The sequence below is a fragment of the Sphingosinicella sp. SM1-17 genome (assembly GCF_056821765.1).
The window spans coordinates 2323200-2347327 of sequence record NZ_JBPDIO010000001.1; the positions used below are offsets into that span (position 1 = coordinate 2323200).

19 protein-coding genes and 1 tRNA gene are annotated in these 24128 nt (G+C 66.0%); 11 read left to right on the forward strand and 9 right to left on the reverse strand.

What is annotated here, in order from left to right; translation table 11 throughout:
- The first annotated feature begins 101 nt into the window (after positions 1 to 101).
- The 3 genes from ACRYLT_RS11560 (at position 102) to ACRYLT_RS11570 (ending at position 7019) form a co-directional block, all read left to right on the forward strand.
- On the forward strand, positions 102 to 2030 hold the full coding sequence (locus tag ACRYLT_RS11560; RefSeq protein ID WP_482664247.1) for an autotransporter assembly complex protein TamA: 1929 nt from the start codon (positions 102 to 104) through the stop codon (positions 2028 to 2030).
- Positions 2031 to 6251, forward strand: a complete 4221-nt coding sequence (locus tag ACRYLT_RS11565) for a translocation/assembly module TamB domain-containing protein (RefSeq protein ID WP_482664248.1) — start codon at positions 2031 to 2033, stop codon at positions 6249 to 6251.
- A 108-nt stretch (positions 6252 to 6359) separates the two neighbouring features.
- On the forward strand, positions 6360 to 7019 hold the full coding sequence (locus tag ACRYLT_RS11570) for a hypothetical protein (protein ID WP_482664249.1): 660 nt from the start codon (positions 6360 to 6362) through the stop codon (positions 7017 to 7019).
- A 108-nt stretch (positions 7020 to 7127) separates the two neighbouring features.
- Here the strand turns inward: ACRYLT_RS11570 and glnA are convergent, their stop codons facing one another.
- The 3 genes from glnA to ACRYLT_RS11585 form a co-directional block, all read right to left on the reverse strand.
- A complete protein-coding gene (gene glnA, locus ACRYLT_RS11575) occupies positions 7128 to 8540 on the reverse strand; it encodes a type I glutamate--ammonia ligase (RefSeq protein ID WP_482664250.1) in 1413 nt (470 codons plus the stop codon).
- 170 nt (positions 8541 to 8710) lie between these two features.
- The gene (locus tag ACRYLT_RS11580) at positions 8711 to 8920 is read right to left on the reverse strand and encodes a helix-turn-helix domain-containing protein (RefSeq protein WP_482664251.1); all 210 of its coding nucleotides are present in this window, start codon (positions 8918 to 8920) and stop codon (positions 8711 to 8713) included.
- Positions 8921 to 9079: 159 nt separating this feature from the next.
- Positions 9080 to 9418, reverse strand: a complete 339-nt coding sequence (locus ACRYLT_RS11585; RefSeq protein ID WP_482664252.1) for a P-II family nitrogen regulator — start codon at positions 9416 to 9418, stop codon at positions 9080 to 9082.
- 144 nt (positions 9419 to 9562) lie between these two features.
- On the opposite strand from ACRYLT_RS11585, the gene ACRYLT_RS11590 reads away from it, so the two are divergent.
- Complete coding sequence (locus tag ACRYLT_RS11590; protein ID WP_482664253.1) at positions 9563 to 9967, forward strand: hypothetical protein; 405 nt, start codon at positions 9563 to 9565, stop codon at positions 9965 to 9967.
- An 88-nt stretch (positions 9968 to 10055) separates the two neighbouring features.
- On the opposite strand, the gene map is transcribed toward ACRYLT_RS11590, so the two are convergent.
- Positions 10056 to 10889, reverse strand: a complete 834-nt coding sequence (gene map / locus ACRYLT_RS11595; protein ID WP_482665435.1) for a type I methionyl aminopeptidase — start codon at positions 10887 to 10889, stop codon at positions 10056 to 10058.
- A 72-nt stretch (positions 10890 to 10961) separates the two neighbouring features.
- On the opposite strand from map, the gene ACRYLT_RS11600 reads away from it, so the two are divergent.
- From ACRYLT_RS11600 to ACRYLT_RS11615, 4 genes are all read left to right on the forward strand, one after another.
- On the forward strand, positions 10962 to 11717 hold the full coding sequence (locus ACRYLT_RS11600) for a competence/damage-inducible protein A (protein WP_482664254.1): 756 nt from the start codon (positions 10962 to 10964) through the stop codon (positions 11715 to 11717).
- Between the two features lie 6 nt (positions 11718 to 11723).
- On the forward strand, positions 11724 to 12893 hold the full coding sequence (locus ACRYLT_RS11605) for a glycosyltransferase (RefSeq protein ID WP_482664255.1): 1170 nt from the start codon (positions 11724 to 11726) through the stop codon (positions 12891 to 12893).
- Positions 12894 to 12958: 65 nt separating this feature from the next.
- Positions 12959 to 13369 carry a low affinity iron permease family protein gene (locus tag ACRYLT_RS11610; RefSeq protein WP_482664256.1) on the forward strand — a complete coding sequence of 137 codons (411 nt, stop codon included), beginning with the start codon at positions 12959 to 12961 and terminating at the stop codon, positions 13367 to 13369.
- 148 nt (positions 13370 to 13517) lie between these two features.
- The gene (locus tag ACRYLT_RS11615; RefSeq protein ID WP_482664257.1) at positions 13518 to 13940 is read left to right on the forward strand and encodes a PaaI family thioesterase; all 423 of its coding nucleotides are present in this window, start codon (positions 13518 to 13520) and stop codon (positions 13938 to 13940) included.
- 229 nt (positions 13941 to 14169) lie between these two features.
- On the opposite strand, the gene ACRYLT_RS11620 is transcribed toward ACRYLT_RS11615, so the two are convergent.
- Both ACRYLT_RS11620 and ACRYLT_RS11625 read right to left on the reverse strand, forming a co-directional pair.
- Positions 14170 to 14243, reverse strand: a tRNA-Gly gene (locus ACRYLT_RS11620).
- Between the two features lie 196 nt (positions 14244 to 14439).
- Positions 14440 to 16308: a PAS domain-containing protein gene (locus ACRYLT_RS11625; protein WP_482664258.1), complete on the reverse strand. Its 1869-nt coding sequence runs from the start codon at positions 16306 to 16308 to the stop codon at positions 14440 to 14442.
- A 271-nt stretch (positions 16309 to 16579) separates the two neighbouring features.
- Between ACRYLT_RS11625 and ACRYLT_RS11630 the strand changes: the two genes are divergently transcribed.
- Positions 16580 to 17359, forward strand: coding sequence for a DUF1499 domain-containing protein (locus ACRYLT_RS11630; RefSeq protein WP_482664259.1), 780 nt, complete (start codon positions 16580 to 16582; stop codon positions 17357 to 17359).
- A 28-nt stretch (positions 17360 to 17387) separates the two neighbouring features.
- Here ACRYLT_RS11630 and ACRYLT_RS11635 read toward each other — a convergent pair whose 3' ends face one another.
- Entirely contained in the window at positions 17388 to 18665 is a 1278-nt protein-coding gene (locus ACRYLT_RS11635) for a cation:proton antiporter (protein ID WP_482664260.1), read from the reverse strand.
- A gap of 181 nt (positions 18666 to 18846) precedes the next feature.
- On the opposite strand from ACRYLT_RS11635, the gene ACRYLT_RS11640 reads away from it, so the two are divergent.
- Positions 18847 to 19284 (forward strand): MerR family transcriptional regulator, encoded by a 438-nt coding sequence (locus ACRYLT_RS11640; RefSeq protein ID WP_482664261.1) that lies wholly within the window; start codon positions 18847 to 18849, stop codon positions 19282 to 19284.
- Positions 19285 to 19294: 10 nt separating this feature from the next.
- On the forward strand, positions 19295 to 21091 hold the full coding sequence (locus ACRYLT_RS11645) for an acyl-CoA dehydrogenase C-terminal domain-containing protein (protein WP_482664262.1): 1797 nt from the start codon (positions 19295 to 19297) through the stop codon (positions 21089 to 21091).
- On the opposite strand, the gene ACRYLT_RS11650 is transcribed toward ACRYLT_RS11645, so the two are convergent.
- Together ACRYLT_RS11650 and ACRYLT_RS11655 are read right to left on the reverse strand one after the other, a co-directional pair.
- A complete protein-coding gene (locus tag ACRYLT_RS11650; protein WP_482664263.1) occupies positions 21088 to 21666 on the reverse strand; it encodes a hypothetical protein in 579 nt (192 codons plus the stop codon). The two genes, ACRYLT_RS11645 and ACRYLT_RS11650, sit on opposite strands and share 4 nt — an antisense overlap.
- 58 nt (positions 21667 to 21724) lie before the next feature.
- Positions 21725 to 24124, reverse strand: a complete 2400-nt coding sequence (locus ACRYLT_RS11655) for an EAL domain-containing protein (RefSeq protein ID WP_482664264.1) — start codon at positions 24122 to 24124, stop codon at positions 21725 to 21727.
- Positions 24125 to 24128: the final 4 nt, after the last annotated feature.

The following is a 24128-nucleotide window of genomic DNA, read 5'->3' on the forward strand; positions in this document are numbered from 1 at the left end:
CGTCTGAGAAGAAAGGCGAATCCGTTCTGGCGCCGTACATCGTGCGCGGCTAGTTTCGCGCCATGTTGCAAGTCGTTGCGGGGCGGCGTGCAGCGGCCTCCTTGGCTGCCCTTGCCCTGATCCTTTCCACCGGTGCGCAGGCGCAGCCGGCCGAGCCGCTGGACGAAGTGGACCAGCCGCTCGACCCGTCCGCCCCGCTCGATCCGTGGCCGGAGCTCGGCGTCGAGTGGCCGGACATGGAACAGGATCCCGGCGACGAGATCCCCGATCTCCCGGACCCCGCTCTGGCCGATGCCGCGGCCGCGCGCAGCTATGCCTATCGGATCGAGGGGCTGGAGGGGGAGGAAGCCGAGGCACTGCTCGCTCGCTTTCGCGAGCTCTCGACTCTCGAGGAATATCGCGGCGACGCCGCCAACGCGGCTCAGATCGACCGCCGCGCCCGCGCCGACGCGGACCTTCTGGCGGAGCTGCTTCGGGCGCATGGCTATTATGACGGGCTGGTCACCACCCGGGTCGAGCCCGGCTCGGACGGTGCCTATCTTGTGACCCTGACGGCTCAGCCGGGGCCACTCTACCGCTTCGCCGAAATCAGCCTGCCGGGGCTCGAGCAGGCTGACTCAGAGGATTCCGCCGCGCTTCGCGAGGTCTTCGCCATTTCCGAGCAGGACCCGGTGAATGCGGCCAAGGTGAACGAGGCGCAGGCCGCGCTCAGGGCCGAGCTCGGCCGTCGCGGCTATACCTTTGCCGAGCTGGGGGAATTGGACATTGCGGTGGATCATGAAAGCCGGACGGCCGCCCTCGTTCTTCCGGTCCAGCCGCAGGGGGCTCGTCGATTCGGCCGGATCATCGTCGAAGGCCGGCCACTTTTCAGCGCCCGCCATCTCGAAACGATCGCCCGCTTCGACGAAGGCGATCCCTATCGCACTCCGATCGTCGAGGACCTTCGCCAGGCCCTGGTCGCAACAGGCCTGATCTCTTCGGTTTCGATCCGACCTGTGGAGCGGCCCGAAAGCGACCTGGTCGACCTGGCCGTCGCTCTTGAGCCGGCGCCGATGCGCACCATTGCCGGCGAGGCGGGCTATGGCACCGGCGAGGGCATCCGTCTGGAAGCGAGCTGGCAGCACCGCAACCTGTTGCCGCCGGAAGGCGCGGTGACGTTCCGGGGCGTGGTGGGCACCCGCGAACAGCTTGCCTCGGCGACCCTGCGCCGGAACAATTTCCTTCGCCGCGATCAGGTTCTGACCGCTCAGATCGCCGCCGCGAATATCGATCGTCCCGCCTTCGACGCCCGCACCTTCGTGCTTGCGGCAGGCCTGGAGCGCCAGACCAACATCATCTGGCAGAAGGACTGGACCTGGTCGCTGGGCGCCGAATTGACCGCCACCGACGAAGAAGATGTCGACATCGATTCAGGCATGACCCGGCGGCGGACCTTCTTCATCGGAGCGCTTCCGGTCTTTCTCGGCTATGACGGGTCGAATGACCTGCTCGATCCGACTTCGGGCTTCCGGCTGTCGGCGCGCTTCTCGCCCGAGGCGTCGCTCGAATCGGGAAGCTTCTTCTATGCGCGAGCGCAGCTTGACGGCAGCTTCTATCAGCCGCTCGGCGACTCGGTGACCCTGGCCGGCCGAGCCCGGCTCGGCACGATCTTCGGCGCCAGCCGAGACCGGATCGCGCCCTCGCGGCGTTTCTATGCGGGCGGAGGCGGATCGGTGCGCGGCTATGGTTTCCAGCGGATCGGCCCGCGCGACCCGGTCTTCGACGATCCGATCGGTGGCCGAAGCCTGGCGGAGCTGGCCGTCGAGGCGCGAATCCGGTGGCGCGACTTCGGAATCGTGCCGTTCCTCGACGCCGGCAACATCTCGACCTCGCCCTGGCCTCGATTCGACAATCTCCGCTTCGGGACCGGGATCGGTGTTCGCTACCACACCCGCTTCGGCCCGATCCGGGTCGACGTCGCAACTCCCCTCAATCCGCAGCGAGGCGATCCCCGGGTCGCGGTCTATGTCTCGCTCGGCCAGGCCTTCTAGGTGAACGAAGCGGCCGTCGATCCGCTCGGGGCGCCGGCGGAGGCGCTGGCCGAGCCGGAGCGCACCCGCCGGAGCTGGCGCGGCTGGGTCTCGCAACTGGCCAAGCTTCTCGTTTCCCTTGCTCTGGCGCTGATGCTGATGTTCGGCGCTCTTGTCGCCTTTCTCGATACCAGCCCCGGACATCGGTTCATCGTCGACCGGATCGCCGCCATGTCCCCGCCGTCGGGTCTCCGGATCCGGATCGGTCGGATCGAAGGGTCAATCTGGGGTCGGACCCAGTTGAAGGATGTTCGCCTCTATGATCCGGAAGGTCTGTTTGCGGAATCGCCCGCCATCGCCATGGACTGGCGCCCGCTTTCCTTCCTGTTCAACCGGCTGCTGATCCACGAGCTCGATTCGGATCTGGTCATCCTCCATCGCCTCCCGGATCTGATCGAGCCGGAAGAACCGGGGCCGGTCCTCCCCCGCTACGACGTGCATGTCGGCCGGCTCGACGTTCACCAGCTTCGGATCGGCCGTCAGGTTGCCGGCCGCGAGCGGGTCGGAAGCCTCGGCGGAGAAGCGGAGATCCGAAGCGGCCGGGCGCTGATCGGACTCGAAGCGCAGATCCGCGACGGCGGCGACCGGTTGCGGCTTCGCCTCGATGCCGAGCCGGACCGCGACCGGTTCGATCTCGAGGTCCGGGTCCGCGCTCCGGAGGACGGCGTGTTCGGCGCCCTGTTCGGAACTCGCAGGCCGCTTCGGCTCGACCTGGCCGGGCGAGGGAGTTGGAGCCAGTGGCGCGGAGTTGGGCAGCTCGACATTTCCGGTCGACGCACCGCCGATCTTCGGCTGGCGATGAATTCCGGCCGGTTCGAGGCGAGGGGATGGGCGGCGCCTTCGCCCTTTCTCCAGGGCAAGCTGCAACGGCTCACCGCCAACCGGGTCGTCCTCAACGGTGCCGGCACCTTCGCCGATCGGCGGCTCGACGCCCGAGTTTCGCTCCGCTCCGATGCCCTGAGAGTGGAAGCCCAGGGCGGCATCGATCTCGGCCGAAGCCGGTATGACGATGTCCGGATTGCGGCCGAGCTGCTTCGGCCGCCGGCCTTGTTCCGCAACATGAGCGGTCGGCAGGTCCGAATGACGGGACTGCTGGATGGCCGGTTCGGACGGGTGGATTTCCTATACCGGCTGACGGCGCCGTTCGTCGCCTTCGATCGGACCGGCTTCGAGGAGGTTCGAGCCACCGGCCGAGGCGTGCTGACCTCGGCTCCGGTGCGGGTTCCGGTTCTCGCCACGGTCCGGCGCGTTACTGGCGTGGGAGAGACGGCTTCGGCCATCCTCGCCGATCTTCGCCTGGAAGGGGCACTCAGCGTCACCGCCCGGCGTCTCGAGGGCGACCGTCTGGCCTTGAACTCGCGTCGACTTCGCGGCCTGGCCAGTCTTGCGGTGGACCTTCGCACCGGCGACTATGTCGTCGTCGCCAATCCGGCGATGCAGGCTTATCCGATCCCGGGCTTCGGGATCGTCGACGTGCAAAGCCAGCTTCGCGCCGTTCCGGGCCCGGGTCGACGCGGCACCGTAGTCACCGGCAACGCCCGTGCGCAGGTGCGAAGGCTCGACAATCGCTTCCTCGCCTGGGTGGCCGGTGGTCTGCCGAGTCTGGAAACGGCGCTCACCCGGGGAACCGACGGGGTCATCCGTTTCTCGAACCTGCGCATCGCTTCGCCGGACCTGGCGCTGACCGCCCAAGGGTTCAGGCGCCGCGACGATACCTACAGTTTCGAGGCCTCCGGCCGGCACGGCGAATATGGTCCGTTCAGGCTGACGCTCGAGGGAAGGCTGGACCGCCCCAGGCTTGCGGTTCGGCTGGATCGGCCCGTCGAGGCGCTGGCGCTTCGCGACGTCCTTGTGAACCTCGAACCGGATCCGACCGGCTTCGCCTGGCGGGCGGAGGGCGGATCGATGCTCGGGCCCTTCACCGGCAGCGGCGGGATCCTGCTTCCCTCCGGCCAGCCTGCCTTGATTCAGGTGGCGGCGCTCAACGTCTCCGGCACTCGAGCCACCGGCGCCCTGCGTTCCGATCCGGGCGGATTCACCGGCCGGCTCGACGTGGACGGCGGCGGGCTCAGCGGCCGCCTGCTCTTCGATCCGGTCGGCGACAACCAGCGGATCGCCGTCAGCCTTGCCGCCAACGAGGCCCGTTTCGCCGGTCCGCCGCCGATCGTGATGCGGCGCGGGACGATCGAGGGAGTCGTCATTCTCGATCTCGCCGGCAATTCGGTGGAAGGCCGGATCCAGGGTCGGGGCGTCAGCCGCGGCCCGCTGTCGATTGCGAGCCTCGACGCACGGGCGAGCCTTCGCGGCGGGACGGGACAGGCGCGTCTCAGGATCGCGGGATCGCGAGGGCGCGATTTCTCCTTCGACGCTCTGGCCGATGTCGCGCCCGGCCGGTTCCGAGTGACGGGCAGCGGAACCCTCGACCGGCGCCCGCTCGAACTGGTGACCCCGGCGGTTCTGACCCAGACGGCGGAGGGCTGGAGGCTTGATTCCACCCGCTTCCGCTTTGCCGGCGGCAATGCGAGCCTGGCGGGCCTGTTCGGCGAGCGCACCGAGATCGACGCCCGACTGGAAGCGATGCCGCTCACCGTCCTCGACATCGGCTATCCGGAACTGGGCCTGGGCGGGATCGCCTCGGGGCTTCTTCGCTACCGCTCTCCCTCGCCGGGCGCTCCGCCGACCGGCGAAGCCAATCTTCGGATTCGCGGCCTCACCCGGGCCGGTCTCGTCCTCTCCTCGCGCCCGGTGGATATCGGCCTCAACGCCCGTCTCGACGGGGTCAATGCCGCGGCCCGGGCGGTGGCGGTGAGCGAAGGGCGGACGATCGGCCGGGCCCAGGCCAGGATCTCCCCGATCGGCGGTTCGGGCAGCCTGTTCGATCGGCTCGCTCGCGCTCCGCTGGCGGCGCAGATCCGCTACAACGGCTCGGCCGATACTTTGTGGCGGCTGACGGGTATCGAGCTGATCGACCTGTCCGGCCCGGCCGCGATCGGCGCCAATCTCGGCGGGACTCTCGAAAATCCGGTGATCAACGGGTCGGTGCGGACCGCGGGCGCGCGGCTTGAAAGTGCCGTCACCGGAATGGTGATCGAAAATCTGCAGTCCGTCGGTCGCTTCGGCGGATCGCGACTGCAGATCCAGCAATTCCGCGGCTCGACTCCGGGTGGCGGAACCGTGTCGGGGTCGGGTATGCTCGACTTCGCCGCGGCGCGCGGAGTCGGAATGAACTTCGACGTTCGCGCGGAAAATGCCCGGCTTCTCGACCGCGACGATATCCAGGCGGCGGTGACCGGCGATCTCGACATCCGTTCGGACGGCCAGGGCGGCTCGATCGCGGGCGCGGTTCGGTTGAACCAGGGCCGTTTCCGGCTCGGAAGCACGACCGCGGACGCCCAGGTGGAGCGGCTGAACGTGCGCGAACTGAACCGGCCGGACGACGATCTCGGGCCGGTCGTCCGGCGGGTGGCGCCGTGGCGGCTCGCGCTCGACGTCGACGCGCCCAACCGGATGATGGTCACCGGCCTTGGAATGAACAGCGAATGGAGCGCTGACCTCGAGGTCGCCGGCACCGTCACCGAACCCCGGATCACCGGCGAGGCCGAGCTGATCCGCGGCACCTATGATTTCGCCGGTCGCCGCTTCGACCTCATCCGGGGAAATATCCGGTTCCAGGGCGAAAGTCCGGTCAACCCGCAGCTCGACATTGCCGCCGAGGCACGGGTTCGCGGCCTCAACGCCCAGATCCGGGTCAGCGGACGCAGCCAGCGGCCGGAAATCGCCTTCACCAGCACGCCGGCTTTGCCGCAGGACGAGCTTCTTTCCCGGATCCTGTTCGGAACCTCGATCACCAATCTTTCGGCGCCGGAAGCGGTGCAGCTCGCCGCCGCCATCGCTTCGCTCAACGATCCGGGAGGCGGGCTCGACCCGATCAACGTGGTTCGCCAGTCGATCGGGCTCGATCGGCTTCGGATCCTTCCCGCCGACGTCACCCAGGGCATCGGCACCCAGATCGCCGCCGGCAAATATTTCGGCCGGCGGGTCTATGTCGAAGTGGTCACCGATGCCCGCGGCTATTCCGCGACCATCGTCGAATATCAGATCACCCGATGGCTTTCCCTGCTGTCCAGCATTTCGACGATCGGCCGCGAAAGCGTCAACTTGCGCGTGTCTCGGGATTATTGAAGCCGGCGAAGGCTGCGCGAGCGGCTGTCGGGCTCTCGAAATGCCGGGAGGACTCCAGTGGCTCGGAGTGTAGAAGAAGCCTAAGCTGGATCCGGGAGGGGAGAGAAGGTGAAAGCTGGCCGGATCCTTGCTGTCATGGGCCTGCTGGTCGTCCTCGTCGCCGGCGGCTTTCTGGTGCTGCGTTCGCGAGCGCCGGTGGAGGCGGCCGGCGATCCCGAGCCGATCTCCCGCCCGCCGGCGCAGCAGGCCGACGTTCCGGTGCCTTCACCGGCCGATACCGAGCCTGTCGACCTTGGAACGGCGCTCGGCCTTGCGAGCCTGGCCGAATGCCGCCCCAGCCCCGCTTTGGCTTCGATCCTCGACCAGATGGTGAGGATTGATCCGCAGTCTTCGGAGAGCCGGCGCGGCGGTCCGATCAGCGTCCCGGGCCACGATCGAGCGCTCGTTCCGACGTTCGAGCGGACCCGCGAGATCCAGGGCGATGCCGACATCCGGTCCGTCACCGCCGATCTCGACCTGAGAGGCGGGTGGCACGACCTGACCGTCACCGGCCTGCGGCGAAGCTTCTTCGAGGAAAGCGACGCCTCGTCGTTCGAGATCCGTTTCGCTGACCCGCCGGCGCGGGTTCACGAAACGCTCGTCCGCAACGGCTTCCGCCTGCCGACGATCGGCGATTTCGCCGATGTCGGCGGGGAAATGGGCCTTGTGCCGGCGATCGGGCTGGAGCGCACGGACAGCGGCACGGCGCTGGTCTGCGCGACGGGCTAGGTTGGCGGCGACCGCTTCGCACGCGAGGCACAGCGGCTCCTGGCTGATATTCACCCCGTGCAGCCGATCCGGAAGCTGGAGGAGCTTCGGATCGGCCGCTGATCCGGATCAGCTGGAATAATACATGTCATATTCGACCGGGCTGGGCGTCGTCTCCCAGCGCAGCACTTCCTCCCACTTCAGCTCCATATAGGCGTCGATCTGGTCCTCGCTGAACACGTCGCCGCGGGTCAGGAAGGCGCGATCGTGATGAAGCGCAAGCAGCGCTTCGCGGAGCGATCCGCAGACGGTCGGGACCTCGGCCAGCTCCTGGGGCGGAAGGTCGTACAAATTCTTGTCGATCGGATCGCCCGGGTGGATCCGGTTCTGGATTCCGTCGAGACCCGCCATCAGCAGCGCCGCATAAGCGAGATAGGGGTTGGCTAGCGCGTCGGGGAAACGGAACTCGACCCGTTTCGCCTTCTCGCCCGATCCATAGGGGATCCGGCAGGAAGCGGAGCGGTTGCGGCTCGAATAAGCGAGCAGCACCGGCGCCTCGAAGCCGGGGACAAGCCTCTTGTAGCTGTTGGTCGTCGGGTTGGTGAAGGCGTTGAGCGCCCGCGCATGCTTGATGACCCCGCCGATGAAGTAGAGCGCGGTTTCCGACAGGCCGGCATAGCCGTTGCCGGCGAAAAGCGGCTTGCCGCCTTTCCAGATCGACATGTGGGTGTGCATGCCCGATCCGTTGTCCGACTTGATCGGCTTGGGCATGAAGGTGGCCGTCTTGCCATAGGCATGCGCGACCTGGTGGACGACATATTTGTAGATCTGCATCCGGTCGGCGGTTTCGGTCAGGGTGCCGAACATCAGTCCGAGCTCATGCTGGGCGGCGGCGACCTCGTGATGATGCTTGTCCATCGGAAGCCCCATTTCGAGCATGGTCGAGACCATCTCGGCGCGCACGTCGACGGCGCTGTCGACGGGAGCGACCGGGAAATAGCCGCCCTTGGCGCGCGGACGGTGGGCCAGGTTGCCGGTCTCGTAGCGGGTCGCCGAATTGGTCGGGAGTTCGACATCATCGATGGTGAAGGAGGAGGAGGCATAGCCGTCCTCGAAGCGGACGTCGTCGAACATGAAGAATTCGGCTTCGGGCCCGACATAGATGGTGTCGCCGATTCCGGTGGCCTTGAGAAAGGCTTCGGCCCGCTTCGCCGTCGAGCGGGGGTCGCGCGAATAAAGCTCGCCGGTGCCGGGATCGACGATGTCGCAGAACAGGATGGCCATCGGGGTCGCGCTGAACGGATCGATGTAGAAGGCGTCGAGATCCGGCTTCAGGATCATGTCGCTTTCGTTGATCGCCTTCCAGCCGGCGATGGAGGAGCCGTCGAACATGAATCCGTCGTTGAGCTGGTCTTCGTCGACGGCGCTCGAACACATGCTGAGGTGCTGCCACTTGCCCTTGGGATCGGTGAATCGAAGGTCGACCCATTCGATCTCGCCGTCCTTGATGTCCTGAAGGATCTTGCCCGCGTCGTTCGCCATCTTGGAAATGCCCTTGATCAGAGTGCTGCCGATTCGCGCGCCCCACAGAATCGGGAGGCGGCGTCGGTGCCACGATCCCAACGCCCCGTCGCGCCGTCCAGAGCCGAAAGGCCAGGGGTGAATATTTCACGCAGGGGCGGGGAGTCCCTGCAGCCAGCCGGGGCGGAAGGTCAGTATGGGCGGCGCTGCGCAGCGATCAGCATTCGCAGGAGCATGGCGACGGGGCGGGGAACGCCCACCTTGCCCTCCAGCCAGAGGCTCACCGTGGAACGGCTGACCCCGATCGCCGAGGCAAGGTCGCTTTGCGTTCGGTAGCCGAGCGTGCGCATCGCCGCGCGCAGCTCTTCCGGAGACATGGAGGCCTTGAGACTGTCGTCCACTAGAGTGGCAATTCCATCATCCGCCTGGCCGAACGGCCGCCCGCCGAACTTCCGGAAACCCCCAGTTCTCCCGGATCGCTTCGGGAAGGCTTCGAACGGCAGGCGACTTTCGGGCCCGGCACTTCAGTCCGGGGCCGATGGCAGCGGGAGGCGGGCCGGTCAAATGGCGTCTGAGCCCCGTTCGCCGGTTCGGATCCGGACCGCTTCCTCGACGCTGTAGACGAAGATCTTGCCGTCGCCGATGCGTCCGGTCTGGGCGGCCTGGGCGATCGCTTCGACCACGCGCTCGGCCAGCCCGTCATCGACCACCACCTCCAGCTTCACCTTCGGCAGGAAATCGACGACATATTCGGCGCCGCGATAGAGCTCGGTATGGCCCTTCTGCCGACCGAAGCCCTTCGCCTCGGTGACCGTGATCCCCGACACGCCGACTTCGTGAAGTGCTTCCTTCACCTCGTCGAGCTTGAACGGCTTGATGACCGCCTCGATCTTCTTCACCCGAACCTCCGTTGTTGAGCCGCCGCATAGGCGCTGCCGACCGAGTCGCACAACCGGTCGACGCGAACCGCTTCGCTCAGCGCGCGTTCAGGTGTAGAATGACAGGATGGCTCCTGTAGAGCCATGACAGTAGAAAGCCGAACCATGCGCAAGCTCCTTCCCCTCATCCTTGGCGGTGCGCTTCTCGCCACCGGATCCGCTCAGGCCGCGCCCCGCGATCCGCAGGCGCAGCTTGCCCGCGAACTCGAAGGCCGGGTGGCCGGCGATCCGGTCGACTGCATCAGCCTTCACCAGGTCCGCTCCAGCCGGATCATCAACGACACGGCGATCGTCTACGATGCCGGAAGCACCATCTATGTGAACCGGCCCCGCTCCGGCGCCGAATCGCTCGACAGCTGGGACACGATGGTCGTCCGTCCGTTCGGAAGCCGGCTGTGCAGCGTCGACACGGTGACGATGATCGATCCCGGTTCGCGGATGATGAGCGGAATCGTCTTTCTCGGCGAGTTCGTTCCCTATCGCCGGGTCCGCGACAGCTCGACCGACTGAGCCAGGCGAGCCGCCGATGCAGCGCGAAGGGCGGGTGCTGCCGATGGGCGACGCCCGCTTTTGAATTTCTGACGACGCTTCCGCCGCCTCAGGCGTAAGGCGGTTTGTCCAGCCCTTGCGGGCTCTTGGTGAAGATCTCGCAGCCCGTCTCGGTGATCCCGATCGAATGTTCGAACTGGGCGGAAAGCGAACGGTCGCGGGTGACGGCGGTCCAGCCGTCGTCGAGCACCTTGCAGTCGGGCTTGCCGATATTGATCATCGGCTCGATCGTGAAGAACATTCCGGGCCTCAGCTCCGGTCCGGTGCCGGGGCGGCCGGCATGGACCACTTCCGGAGCGTCGTGGAACACTCGGCCGAGTCCATGGCCGCAGAAATCGCGAACCACGCTGTAGCGCTGTTTTTCGGCATGGGTCTGGATGGCGTGGCCGATGTCGCCGAGCCGGTTGCCGGGCCTGGCCTGCTCGATCCCGAGCATCAGGCATTCATAAGTGACGTCGACCAGCCGCCGCGCCTTCAGCGGTGCGTCGCCGACCAGATACATCCGGCTCGAATCGCCGTGCCAGCCGTCGACGATCGGGGTGACGTCGATATTGACGATGTCGCCTTCCTTGAGGACCCGGTCGGCCGAAGGGATTCCGTGGCACACGACATGGTTGATCGAGGTGCAGCAGCTTTTCGTATAGCCGCGATAGCCGAGCGTTGCGGGAATGGCGTTGCGGGCGCGCATTTCGGCGAACACGATGTCGTCCAGTTCCTGGGTGGTCACTCCGGGAACGACATGCGCCACGAGCGCGTCCAGTATCTCGGCGGCCACGCGCCCGGCGGCGCGCATTCCGGCGAAGCCTTCGGGTCCGTGAAGCTTGATGGCGCCGTGACGGCCGATGACGGCATCGTCGCGATCGAGAAGACGGGTATCGGTCATCGAGAGGATATAGCGAGGCCGGCTGCGATTTGCACCCATGACGCGCAACTTTCCAGCCGGTAGAGCAGCGTCATGGACGATCGGATCTGGACCGCGGCGCTGCTGGTGATCGGCGACGAAATCCTTTCGGGACGGACCCAGGACCGCAACGTCTCGCCGATCGCCACCTGGCTGAACCTGCAGGGCATCCGCCTCGCCGAGGTTCGGATCGTTCCGGACGAGATCGATCGCATCGCCGAAGCGGTGAACGCGCTTCGCCAGGCCCACGATTATCTGTTCACGACCGGCGGCATCGGCCCGACCCATGACGACATCACCGTCGACGCGATCGCCCGGGCCTTAGGGGTTCCGGTCATCGTCCATCCCAAGGCGAGGGCTGCGCTCGAAGCTTATTATGCCGATCGCGGCGGAGCGACCGAGGCACGCCTCAGGATGGCGCGCGTTCCGGAGGGCGCGGAGCTGATCGAAAATCGGGCGTCCGGCGCGCCGGGAATCCGGATCGGCAATATCTTCATCCTCGCCGGAATTCCCCAGGTCGCGGCACTGATGATTGAAGCCCTGACCGGCCGGCTCGAAGGCGGCCGGCCGATGCTGTCCCGGACGATCGGCTGCTGGGTTCCGGAAAGCGAGGTGGCCGAAACCTTGCAGGAAACCGAGCGCGCCCATCCCGGTTGCCAGATCGGCTCCTATCCCTTGTTCCGGGAAGGCAATGCCGGCGCCAATTTCGTCATCCGCAGCACGGACGGAAGGGCGCTGGAGGCGTGCCGTGCCGACCTGGTCGATCGGCTCCGCTCGGCGGGGCGCGAAGTCATCGCCGAAGGCATTTAGCGGCCGATGGCGCATGTCCTGCTCGGCTGGGAGCTTGGCGCCAATCGCGGCCATGCCGTCCGCCTTGCCGAGCTGGCGCGCACCCTTCGGAACGCCGGCCATCGAGTCAGCTTTGCGCTGCAGCGGATCGACGCCCTTTATCCGCAAGAGGTCGCCGGCGATCCGGTCTGGCAGGCGCCGGTGACGCCGCGCCTGCTGACCAGCGCCCGCCGCCCGTCCTACGGGCCGCCAACCGGAATGGGCGACATCCTCGTCCGCCTGGGAATGGACGATCCGGGCATCGTCTCGGCCATGATCCAGGCCTGGCGAGGACTGCTCGACGCGGTTCGTCCGGACCTCGTCCTGGCCGAATTCGCGCCCTTCCTGCTCATGGCCGCGCGCGGGCGGGTGCCGACGGTGGCGGTCGGTATCGGCTTCACCAATCCCCCTGCCGGGCTCGATCGCTTCGCGCCGCTGGTCGATCATCCGCCCTCGTCCGACCAGGATCGGACTCTGGAAAGCGTCAATTCCGGCCTCGCGGCTGCGGGCTCGCCGCCGCTTCGGCGCCTGCCGGAGATGTTCCTGGCCGACCGGGTCGCGGTGGAAGGTTTCGCCGAACTCGATCCCTATGCGGCTGACAGAGGCCCGCCGCTTGCCCGGCCGGTGCCGGCCGACGCGCCCGCCACCGACGGCGGCGGCGAGGAGGTGTTCGTCTACGGCCCCGAGCGGCTGGACGAGGCAGCACCGCTGTGGGCCGGCCTGGCGGCGGCCGGCGTCCCGGTCAGGGTCCATGTGCCCCGCGCCTCGCCGCAACTGAAGGCTGCGCTCGCCGGCCGGGGCTTCGCCGTCGAGCCCGATCCGCTGCCGTTTCGACGGATCGTCGAGCGCTCGCGCCTCCTCCTTTCCCATGGCGGCCACGGCTTCGTCTCGTCGGGCCTTGCGTCCGGCCTCCCCCAGGTCGTTTGCCATTATGATCTGGAAAAGCTGCTCAACGGCCTTGCCGTCACCCGGCTTGCTCTCGGCGGCCATGTCCCGCTCAATGCCATCAAGCCGGAGGCTTTCGGCGCCTCGCTGGCCTCACTCTATCGCGACGAAGCGCTCGCCGATCGGGCGCGCAAGGCGGGCGACGAGTTCCGCACCCGGCCGCTGCCGGACCGGGACGGGATCGTCCTGGAGGCGATCGCCGATCTGGCCTGATCTCGGCTTCGTTCTGCACCGGGAACAATGTCCGGGCGCGGGCGCTATGCGGCTCAGGAGCCGAGATGGACCGCGCTTTCACCTGGTTCGCCGCCCGCGTGTCCGCGCTGGCCGGTCAGCCGGCGAGCTTCGCCGTCGCGATCGCCCTGGTCCTGGTCTGGGGCGTCACGGGGCCGGTCTTCGGCTTCTCCGATACGTGGCAGCTGGTGATCAATACCGGAACGACGATCGTCACCTTCCTGATGGTGTTCCTGATTCAGAACAGCCAGAATCGTGACGGTGCGGCGATGCAGGCCAAACGGGACGAACTGCTTCGCGCCCAGGACAAGGCCCGGGCCCAGTTCATCGGCATCGAGCACCTCACCGACCAGCAGATCGAGGAGATCAAGGCCGCGCTGGAGCGGGAGGTCGGCAACCGCAGCGACAAGGCGGGCACCGCCGATGATACGGTCGAGCAGCTGCTTGAACGCTACTGATCGGGAGGGCCAGAAGCCTTGGTCGGCGTGAAGCCTTTCCCTGAACCCCAGTCGCAGATCAGTCCCGGCAGGAGCAGTAGCCCCAGGTTGGGATGCCGACCGGGGCGCGCTACACGCGCGGAAACAGCTTATGAGCGGAGGAGTGGGCATGGGGGACGAGAACAAGGCAAACGCGTTCATCGAACGGCAGGTGGGGATGCTTCCCGGCGAGATGCGGCTCGAGTGGGATGAAGTGACCAGCGGGCGTGCCGTAGGGCGCTTCGTCGTTGCGCGCCGCCACATGGCCCCGAACGGCTATCTGCACGCCGCCTCCATCGTCGCGCTTGCGGATTCCGCCTGCGGCTATGGCTGCGTCGCCTCGCTTCCCGACGGCGCCGCGAGCTTCACCACGATCGAACTCAAGGCCAACTATCTCGGCACCGCCCGAGAAGGGGAGACGGTCGCCTGCTCGGCCCGGCTCGTCCATGGCGGGCGATCGACCCAGGTCTGGGATGCCGAGGTCGTCAACGAGACCTCCGGCAAGACGATCGCCCTGTTCCGCTGCACCCAAATGATCCTCCATTCGCGCTGAGGGCGAACCGAGGAAGCGAGGTTTCGTCAGGAGCTGGAGAAAGAGCGGGAGAAAGGAATCGAACCATCGCGTTGCCCTGTAGGGCGAAGCGCGATTGCAGGAATCGAGGGGTTCGTCTGGAGCTGGAAAATAGGCTGGAGCGGGTGAAGGGAATCGAACCATCGCGTAGCCCTATAGGGCGGAGCGCGATCAAGGAATCGAGGGGTTCGTCTGGAGCTGGAAAATAGGCTGGAGCGGGTGAAGGGAATCGAACCCTCGTCGTAAGCTTGGGAAGCTTCTGCTCTACCATTGAGCTACACCCGCTTCGGCCCCGTATCTAGGCAGGTGCCGGAGCCTTGTCGAGAGGTGAGGGGAGGCGGCGGGTTGCCGTCGGATCCTGCCGGTTTGAAGGCGCAAATCTCTGCCTGATCAGTGTGATTTCACGGCTCGCCGATCGATCGCCAGGCTTGGCACCGAAATAGGCTGAGGTCAGGCGACTGACGTCAGGCCTGGCCAGGATCTAGTGACCCGGAATCGTAAACCAGATCGACGCTCCGCCATCCTCGTTGTTCGCGGCCCAGATCCTCCCTTCATGGGCTTCCACGATCGTTCGGCAAATGGAAAGGCCGACGCCAAGCCCTCCGGTGGTCGATTGCCCAAAGCAGGAGAAGAGGTCTGCCGCTTGCCCCTCGGGAAGGCCCCGGCCGCGGTCCCTGACCCGCACCGTGACCTGCCCGTCACTCCCCCTCGCGGCGGAGATGGCGATTTCGGCCCTGGTCCCTTCTGGCGTTGCGCGGCAGGCATTCTGGACAAGGTTCAGCAGCAATTGTTCGATCTGGACCGGATCGGCCTCGATCCAATCCGCCGATTTGGCGATGTCGACGTTCAGCTGATAGCTTGAGCAGATCTGGCTTGCCTCGACGAGCGCCCGGACGTTTTCCGTCAAGGCCTTCAAGGAGGTGCGTTCGCGACGAGCCAGTCCCTCCGACACGATGTGCCGCATCCGGCGGATGATTTCGCCTGCGCGAATGACCTGACTCTCGGCCTTGCTCAACAAGTCCTTGACATTCGCTCCCGTGGAGTCGTCGCGTTCGGCCAAATAGTACTGGCTGATCGCGATCCAATTTGCCGTCGCGGTGAGCGGTTGGTTGAGCTCATGGGCAATGGTCGTTGCGACCGTGGCCATGGCGGTTCTCTGGGAAATTTCGCTCAGTTGCGTTTCCAGTTGGCGAAGCGCTTCCTCCGCTCGCTTCCGTTCCGTGATGTCCTGCATGGCGCCGACCATTCGCCTGGCAGCACCGGGCTCGGTCGGGACCAGATAGCCACGGTCGAACATGTGAGCATAAGTTCCGTCTGCCTTGCGCAGCCGATATTCGTCGGACCAGATTTGTCCGTTGCCCGCGATGACCTGCTGAATTCCGGTGCGGACTCGCTCATGATCTTCCGGATGGACCAACTTGAGCCACCATTCCGAGCTGCTCTCGACGAACAAGTCGCTAGGGTAACCCAGCATCGCATCCTCGGCCGCAACCCGATCGATGGAGCCATCATCGAGGTTCCAGTCCCAGATGACGTCGCCGGTTGCCCGGGCGGCGAGCGCGTACCGTTCTTCGGCGCGGCGAAGCTCCTGTTCGAGTTGTACCTGATCTTCGATGTCCTCGATGGTTCCATACCATTTCAGGATGCGACCTGCGGCATCGCGGCGTGGCGATGCTCGAGAGCGTACCCATCGATAGGATCCGTCACTCAAGCGGAGGCGATAGCGCGCGTCGAAGCTGCGGCCGCTGGCGAGGCAGGCATTCCAGTCCCTTGTCACCCGACCTCGATCGGCGGGATGAAGCGCCTTCTCCCAGCCGCTCCCAAGCCGCTTCGCCCGCTCCGGACCCAGCATCTCCAGCCATCGAGGCCCGACTTCAAGGATCCGGCCGCTCGGATCGGAGGTCCAGGGGATCTGCGGGCTCAGCTCAACGGTTGCTCGGTGATGCGCTTCGCTCTCGCGGATCCTTTGCTCCATCTGCTTCTGCGCGGTGACGTCGGAGACGAATCCGACGAGAGCGACGGCCTCTCCCGAGGGGGCGCGCGCCGCCTGCCCCTTTTCCAGCACCCACTTTTCACCCGCCCTCGAATCACGAATCCTGTAGGTAAGCGTGAAAGGCCTGTTTTCGGAAACCGCGGCTTCGACTTCAGACGAAATGACGGGGAGATCGTCGGCGTGAACGATGCTTGCCCAGGTGATCCGTCCCCCGAGAAACTCCGCAGGCTCGACTCCGCACAGTTCCTGTACCCCGGGGCTCACATAATCGAACTTCCACGGTGGCTCGATGGAACATCGGTATGCCATGCCCGGAAGTGCGCTGAGGAGCAGGAGTTGATCTTCGGTCGTTAACATTCAGATTCGTCTCATTGCGGAATCACAGGCGCTCAATTCAGCGTCCCTTGTTGCCACGCATGGATGTGCGCGTGAATCACAATGCCCATTTTTTCCTATATTATCCTAAACTTCGGCTTCCTCCGATTTTGCGAGTCCACGATCGACCCTGGTCAGTCCAGCATCCGGGGCTCCTGGTTCGTCAAGGGTAGCGCCCGAGCCAACCCGGAGTCCCCCTTGCCCAGCGCTCTCCGGAAGCGCATAGCGAAAGGGCTTTCACGGGAGGCGAACGATGGAAGCCCTCAAGAAAAGGCGGCTGTCGAAGCGGCTGACCTGGTTCGCGGCGATTCTCGGCTTCGGATCGGTGGCGGCGGCCCTGGTGGCCTCGATCGGAGCGGGGCAGGGGGCCTGGGATTTCCGTCCCGCCTTTACCGTGCTTCGCTATGCCTTCTTCCTCGCGATCGGTGGGATCCTCTTCGCTCTCGCCGGGCTGATCGCCGGCCGGCAGCTCGCGCCTCGGCTGATGATCGTCAACCTGCTCGCCCTCCTCGTCGCCGGCGCCTTCGTCCTTTATCTCGGCAACCTGGTCCGGATCGCCCGCACCGTTCCGCCGATCCACGACATTTCCACCAATCTGGAGGACTGGCCGCGCTTCTACCGGCTGACGGTGCGCGCCGACAATCTCGCCAACATTCCCGACATGGGCCGGCCGGAACTCGTGGCGCTGCCGCCGCGCGAACGCTGGAGGGCTATTCACCGCGAACATTATGGCGACATCGCCACCATCCGCGTTCCCTGGAGCGTCGCCGAGACGGTCGATCGAGCGCGCGCCTTGGCCGAGGAGCGGGGCTGGCAGATCGTCACCACCGATCGTGACCGCGGGATCGTCGAGGCGGTCGACACCAGCCGCTTCTTCCGGTTCAAGGACAATGTCGTGGTTCGCGTTCGCCGGGTGAGCGAGGGCAATGGTTCGATCGTCGACATGCGCTCGATCAGCCGGGTGGGAGTGAGCGACGTCGGAGTGAATGCCGAACGGGTGCGGAGTTTCCTGGCCGACCTTCAGCGCGGTTGAAAGGGAAGTCGCCGGCCTTGTGCGGCCGCTATCCCGGAGCCCGGCGCCCGCCTTCTTCCGCTTCTTCCTCCGTCACCCTTTCCACCGCGGCACCGGCGGTGAGCCCGTGGACGAGGGTGGACAGGAGGATGGTGAAGGCGATCGTCGCCCAGAGCTGCCCTTCATTGACGAACTCGAGATGCGAGGTCGCATAGCCGAGATAGTAGATCGATCCGATCCCCCTCACGCCATAAGCGGCGACCACGAACCGTTCGCGCGGAAGAAGGTCGGTCCCGGCCAGCCCGATCCATCCTGCCAGCGGCCTGATCACCAGGACCAGGGCGAGCGCCAGGACGATGTGCGCCCAATCCAGCTCCAGCCAGAGCACCGGGAGAACGGCGCCGACAAGAATGAGCAGAACGGCGGTCAGGCCGTGTTCGATCGCTTCGTTGAAACCGTGAAGGCGCCCGTGAAAGGCATGCTCGCTTTCCGCCCGGCGAAGGACGAGGCCTGTCACGAAGGCGGCAATGAAACCATAGCCTTCCAGGAGTTCGGTCGCTCCGTAGCAGACGAGAACGCCAGCCAGAGCCAGGACTCCCGAACCCGTCTCCGCAAGGACGTTGCGCCGCGGAATCGCGAACAGCAGCTTGCCGAGCAGCCAGCCGATCGCCGCCCCGGAAGCGGCGCCGACGGCAATCCGATAGATCACGTCCCGTCCCAGCCATTCCAGGCCCCATTCTCCCGGAACGAAGCCCTGGGCGGCAATGATCAGGCCAAGATAGACGAAGGGAAAGGCCAGGCCGTCGTTCAGTCCGGCTTCGGTGGTGAGGGCGAACCGGACCGGATGCTCGCCTCCTTCGGTCGGCGGGCCGACCTGGACGTCGCCGGCGAGCACCGGGTCGGTCGGCGCAAGCACCGCCCCGAGCAGAAGCCCGCCCGCCAGGGTCATCCCCGCAAGCGACCAGCCGAGCAGGGCGACCGCGGCGATCGTCAGCGGCATGACGAGGGCCAGCAGCCTCACCGTCGGGCGCCAGCGTCGATAGTCGGTGAGATTGTCGATCCGCAGACCCGTTCCGAACAAGGCGATGATGACGGCAAGTTCGCTGGTCAATTCCCAGATGCGCGGAGCTTCGCGCGGGTCGAGGGCGGCCGGCATTCCGGGAATGAGGGCAAAGGAAACGGCGCCCGCGAGGATCAGCAAGGCGGAGGCTGCGGGCTCCCGACCGGAGAAGAAGCGCGGAACCCAATAGGCGACGAGGATCCCCAGGCCGACGGCCGTCAGCGCGAGATGATAGGGGTTCAACCCGAAGAAAGGCTCGTCTGCCATCCGTCCTCGATCCGCGCTCCGGTTCCGTGTCGGCGCTACGAGCCTCGTCGCCGGAAGTTCCGCCACCGTTACAGGTCAGCAGGCGAGGGGCCTGCGCGCCGTTCGGCCTGATCCCCGCGAAGCGACAGACGAGAGGCGGGCGCTGCTTGACGCTAACGTCAACGTAACCTAGCAGGAGCCGATGTCCCAGGCGCTCCATTCCGATTACCGCCAGTCGGACCGCCAGGCCCGAACCTATACCATCACCCAGCTGTGCGAGGAGTTCGGAGTGACGGCCCGAGCGCTTCGCTTCTACGAGGATGAAGGCCTGATCTCCCCGCAGCGACAGGGGCTTTCGCGAGTCTATAGCTGGCGCGACCGGGCCCGGCTGGCCTGGATCCTTCGCGGCAAGAGGGTCGGCTTTTCGCTGTCCGAGATCCGCGAGATGATCGACCTCTACGATGTCGGCGACGGGCGCCACCAGCAGCGCCGGGTGACAATCGAGAAATGCCGCGGCCGGGTCGATCTCCTGAAGAAGCAGAAGCTGGATATCGACGCCACCATCGACGAGCTGGAGCGCTTCATCGCCATGGTCGAGGCGGCCGAGACCGCCGAATCCCCATCCGCCGAACAAGCCTGAGAGGAAGCCGATGCCCACCTACACCGCCCCCGTCCGCGACACGCGCTATGTGCTCGAACAGGTGCTTGGGATCGATCGCTATTCCAACCTTCCGGGTTTCGAGAATGCGACTCCCGACCTGATCGAGGCGATCCTCACGGAAGGCGGCCGATTCGCTTCGGAAGTGCTTCACCCGCTCAACCGGACCGGAGACGAGGAAGGCTGCACCCGGCACGAGGATGGCAGCGTCACCACCCCCAAGGGCTTCAAGGAAGCCTATCGCCAGTTCTGCGAGGGCGGCTGGACGACCCTTTCCGCGCCGGAGGAATTTGGCGGCCAGGGGCTGCCTTCGGTGCTTTCGACCGCGGTGACGGAATATCTGCTTTCGGCCAACCAGGCGTTCGAAATGTATAACGGCCTGACCCAGGGCGCGATCGCCTCCATCCTCGTCAAGGGCTCCGAGGAGCAGAAGCGCCTCTATCTTCCGAACATGGTCGCCGGGCGCTGGACCGGAACGATGAACCTGACGGAGCCGCATTGCGGCACCGATCTCGGCCTCCTCAAGACCAAGGCGGAGCCGCAGCCGGACGGCAGCTACAAGATCACCGGAACGAAGATCTTCATTTCCTCGGGCGAGCACGATCTGGCCGAGAACATCATTCACCTCGTCCTCGCCAAGATCACCGGCGCTCCGGACAATGTGAAGGGCATTTCGCTGTTCATCGTCCCCAAGTTCCTGGTCAACGAGGACGGATCGCTGGGCGAGCGCAACGGCGTCGTCTGCGGCTCGATCGAGGAGAAGATGGGCATTCACGGCAATTCGACCTGCCTTCTCAATTATGACGGCGCCACCGGCTATCTGGTCGGCGAGCCGGAAAAGGGCCTGGCGGCGATGTTCATCATGATGAACGCGGCCCGGCTGGGCGTCGGGTTGCAGGGCCTGGCCCAGGGCGAGATCGCCTACCAGAACGCCGTCGCTTATGCGCGCGACCGGCGGCAGGGACGCGCCCTCGTACCCGGCGAGCGGGAGGAAGGGGCCAAGGCCGATCCGATCATCGTTCATCCCGACGTTCGCCGGATGCTGATGGAAGCCCGGGCCTATAACGAGGCCGGGCGGGCGCTGGTGCTTTGGGGGGCGCTCCAGGTCGACATCAGCCGCAAGGCGCAGACTGAGGAGGAGCGCGAGGCCGCCAACGATCTGCTGGGGCTGCTCACGCCCGTCATCAAGGGCTATCTCACCGACAAGGGCTTCGAGGTCGCGGTCAACGCCCAGCAGATCTATGGCGGCCACGGCTATATCCGCGAATGGGGCATGGAGCAGTTCGTCCGCGACGCTCGCATCGCCCAGATCTACGAAGGCACCAACGGCATCCAGGCGCTCGACCTCGTCGGCCGCAAGCTCCCGGCCAATGGCGGCCGGGCGATCCAGGCCTTCTTCCGGATCGTCGGCGAGGAAGCCGGCGCCGCCAAGGGCGACGAGCAGCTGGGGCCGATCGCCTCGGCCGTCGAGCGGGCGAACAACGATCTCCAGACGGCGACGCTCTGGTTGATGCAGAACGCGATGACCAATCCGAACAATGCCGGAGCGGCGGCCTATGCCTACATGCATCTGACGGGCATCGTCAGCCTTGGACTGATGTGGCTTCGAATGGCGAAAGCGAGCCAGGAGGCGCTCGCCGGCGGCACCGAGGACCCCGCCTTCCACGAGGCCAAGCTCACCACCGCCCGCTTCTTCGCCGAGCGGATCATGCCGGAAAGCAACGCTCTTCGCCGCAAGATCGAGGCCGGCGCCGACAGCCTGATGGCGTTGCCCGCAGAGGCTTTCTAACGGGCCAGCTCGGCCCAGTCATAGGTCAGTCGCGGCCGGCGAAGTTCGTCCAGCTTCCGGCGCCGTTCCGGCCGGCTCATGGCGAGCGCCCAGCTCCAGGCCGAATCATAGTCGGGGCCGATCCGGCGCTCGATCCGGACCATCCGGTCGGCAAAGTCGCGGCCGTAAAGCTCGGTCCAGACGTCGTAGAGGAACAGATAAAGCAGGCGGTGGTCGTCCGAATCTTGAGACCGCGGCAGGGTCAGAGCGAGCCGGTGACCCATTTCGTGGACCAGGGTCGCCCGTTTATAGGCTGGCGAGTAGCTGGCCCTCAGACGCATCGAACGACCGTCGAAAGCCGTCATCGGCGGGCCTTCCGACACGATCACCTCGATCGGCGCTGCCGGAAACGCGATTCCGGTGGCCGCTTCGAGGGCCGCAACGATCCTCGGACCTTCGCTTTGCCAAAGCGCCCGATATTCCTCCGCTGCAGCCGCGAAGCCGGCATTGATCGGAAAGAAGGCGACCGGCGGTGCCGCCGCGCCCAGCACGGTCCAGAGACCGATCGTGATGGCTGCCATCCTGAAGCCGTTCACGGCCACTTTCCCCCCTCGCCGAGGGCCTAACTCTGGTCCTGGGCGGTCGGGAAGGGCCTCAGGCCCGGCGGTGCCTTTGTGGGACAGTTATGGCCTTGGCGGCGGAGTCGCGGTCCATCACCACGCCCTGGAAGTGGCTGATCGGATTGGGACGGCTGATCAGATAGCCCTGGACCTGGTCGCAGCCTTCCGAGCGTAGGGCATCGAGCTGTTCCGGCGTTTCCACGCCTTCCGCGACCACGGGCACGCCGAGGCCGCGGCCGAGCCCGATGACGGATCGGATGATCGCCCGCGATTGCGGATTGACCATCATGTCCTGAACGAAGCTTTGATCGATCTTCACCTTGTCGAAGGGGAACATCCGGAAATAGGAGAGAGACGAATAGCCGGTGCCGAAATCGTCCATCGAAATCTGGACTCCGAGCGCCTTGAGCCGCTGAAGGGTCGCCAGCGCGCCTTCGGCATCCTTGATCAGCAAACCTTCGGTCACTTCCAGGTCGAGCCGATCGGGTGCGAGTCCGGTTTCGGCGAGCACGCGTTCGACCGATCCGACCAGGTCGTCGTGGATGAACTGGAGCGGCGACAGATTGACCGAAAGTTTCAGCGGCGGGTTCCAGCTCGCGGCTTCGCGGCACGCCTCCCGAAGCACCCATTCGCCCAGCTTGATGATCAATCCGCTCTCCTCGGCGAGGCGGATGAAGACGTTGGGACAGATTCGACCGAGTTGGGGATGGTTCCATCGCAGCAGGGCTTCGAAGCCCAGTATCGAGCCCGTCTCGAGATCGGCGAGCGGCTGATAATGGACCTTGAGCTCGCCCTTGCCGATCGCAAGCCTCAGGTCCGCTTCGAGCTGCCGGCGCTGGCGAAGGGCCTCGTCCATGGCGGCTTCGTAGAAGCGGCTCTGGCCGCGCCCCTCCGCCTTGGCGCGATACAGGGCCATGTCGGCATTCTTGATCAGCTCGCCCGGATCGCCCGCATCGGTTGGAAAGACGGCAACGCCGATGCTGGCGCTGATCCGGACCGACTGGCCGCCGACTTGCAGCGGCTGTTCAAGCAGTTCGATTATCCGCTGCGACAGCAGTCCGGCATCGCCGGGCTGCTGGCCGCCTGGCTGGATTAGCGCGAACTCGTCGCCGCCGAGCCGAGCCACCAGCTCGCCGCCTGAGACGATCGAACGCAGCCGGTTGGCCACTCCGATCAGAAGCTCGTCGCCGGCCGGGTGGCCGTGAATGTCGTTGACGGCCTTGAAGCCGTCCAGGTCGATGCACAGCACCGCGAGGGGCTCGTCCGCGGTCGACGCCCGCTCCACCTGGCGGGCGAGACGTTCCGTGAACACGGCCCGGTTGGGAAGGCCGGTCAAAGCGTCATTATAGGCGAGATGGGCGATCCGGGCGGCGGCTTCCTTCCGCTCGCTGATGTCGCGAACGGCGAGAACCCGTCGCTCCGCTCCGCGCCAGCTCAATGCGCGAACCAGCAGTTCGACCTCGCACGCCCTTCCGCCGGAGCAGGCCAGCCGGCACTCGGTTGCCGAAGTTTCAGAGGCCTCGGCAACCGCGGCAAGGTCGAGTCCGGGAAAGAGCTGCTGGACGTCTTCGGGCATCGAACCGAGTCGGTCGTAACCGGCCAGCCTCAAGAAGCTGCGATTGGCGTCGATGATGCGGTCGCCGTCGACCACGACCAGACCCTCGATGGCGGCGTCCGCGAAGGCGCGGATCCGCTGAGCCTCGTCGGCCGCATTCCGCATCAGCTTGCGGTCGAACAAGACCATGGCGAAGCTTATCGACAGGATTGTTATCGCCATGGCGATGACTGCGATGGTCAGGGCGTCGGTTCCGATCGCTCCGGCCGGCACCTCCAGCAGCGGATCCGGATAGACGGAGGCGGCCGCCATTGCCGTGAAGTGAAGCCCGCAAATGGCGATCGTGAGGAGCAGGGCGGCGCGCCACTGAATGAGATCCTGCCGGTGCCGGCGATCGGCGAGCGCCGCCGCGCTGAATGCGATCCCGATCAGGATCGAAGCCAGGACATAATCCTGGTCCCAGACGATCCGGCCGGCCAGCTTCACGGCCGACATGCCGATATAGTGCATCGTTCCGATGCCGCAGCCGATGATCGCTCCGCCGATCAGCGGCGACCATCGGCTCCGGCGAAGCGAGACCCACCACCCCGTCCCGGTGAGGAGGACGGCGGCCATGACCGACAGCAAAGTCAGGCCGCCATCATAGCCGATCGGAAGATCGGGCTGATAAGCCAGCATGGCGATGAAGTGGGTGGACCAGATGCCGGTGCCGGAGACGAAGGCGGCAAGGGCGAGCCAGGCGAGGCGGCGGTCGCGGCCGGTCCGGGCGCGCTCGACGATCGTCAGCGCCGTAATCGCCGACAGCAGGCAGATGATCCCGGCGATGAGAACCAGCCGGAAATCATGTTCTTGGACGATGCAGGTGTAGACGCGCAGCATAGGT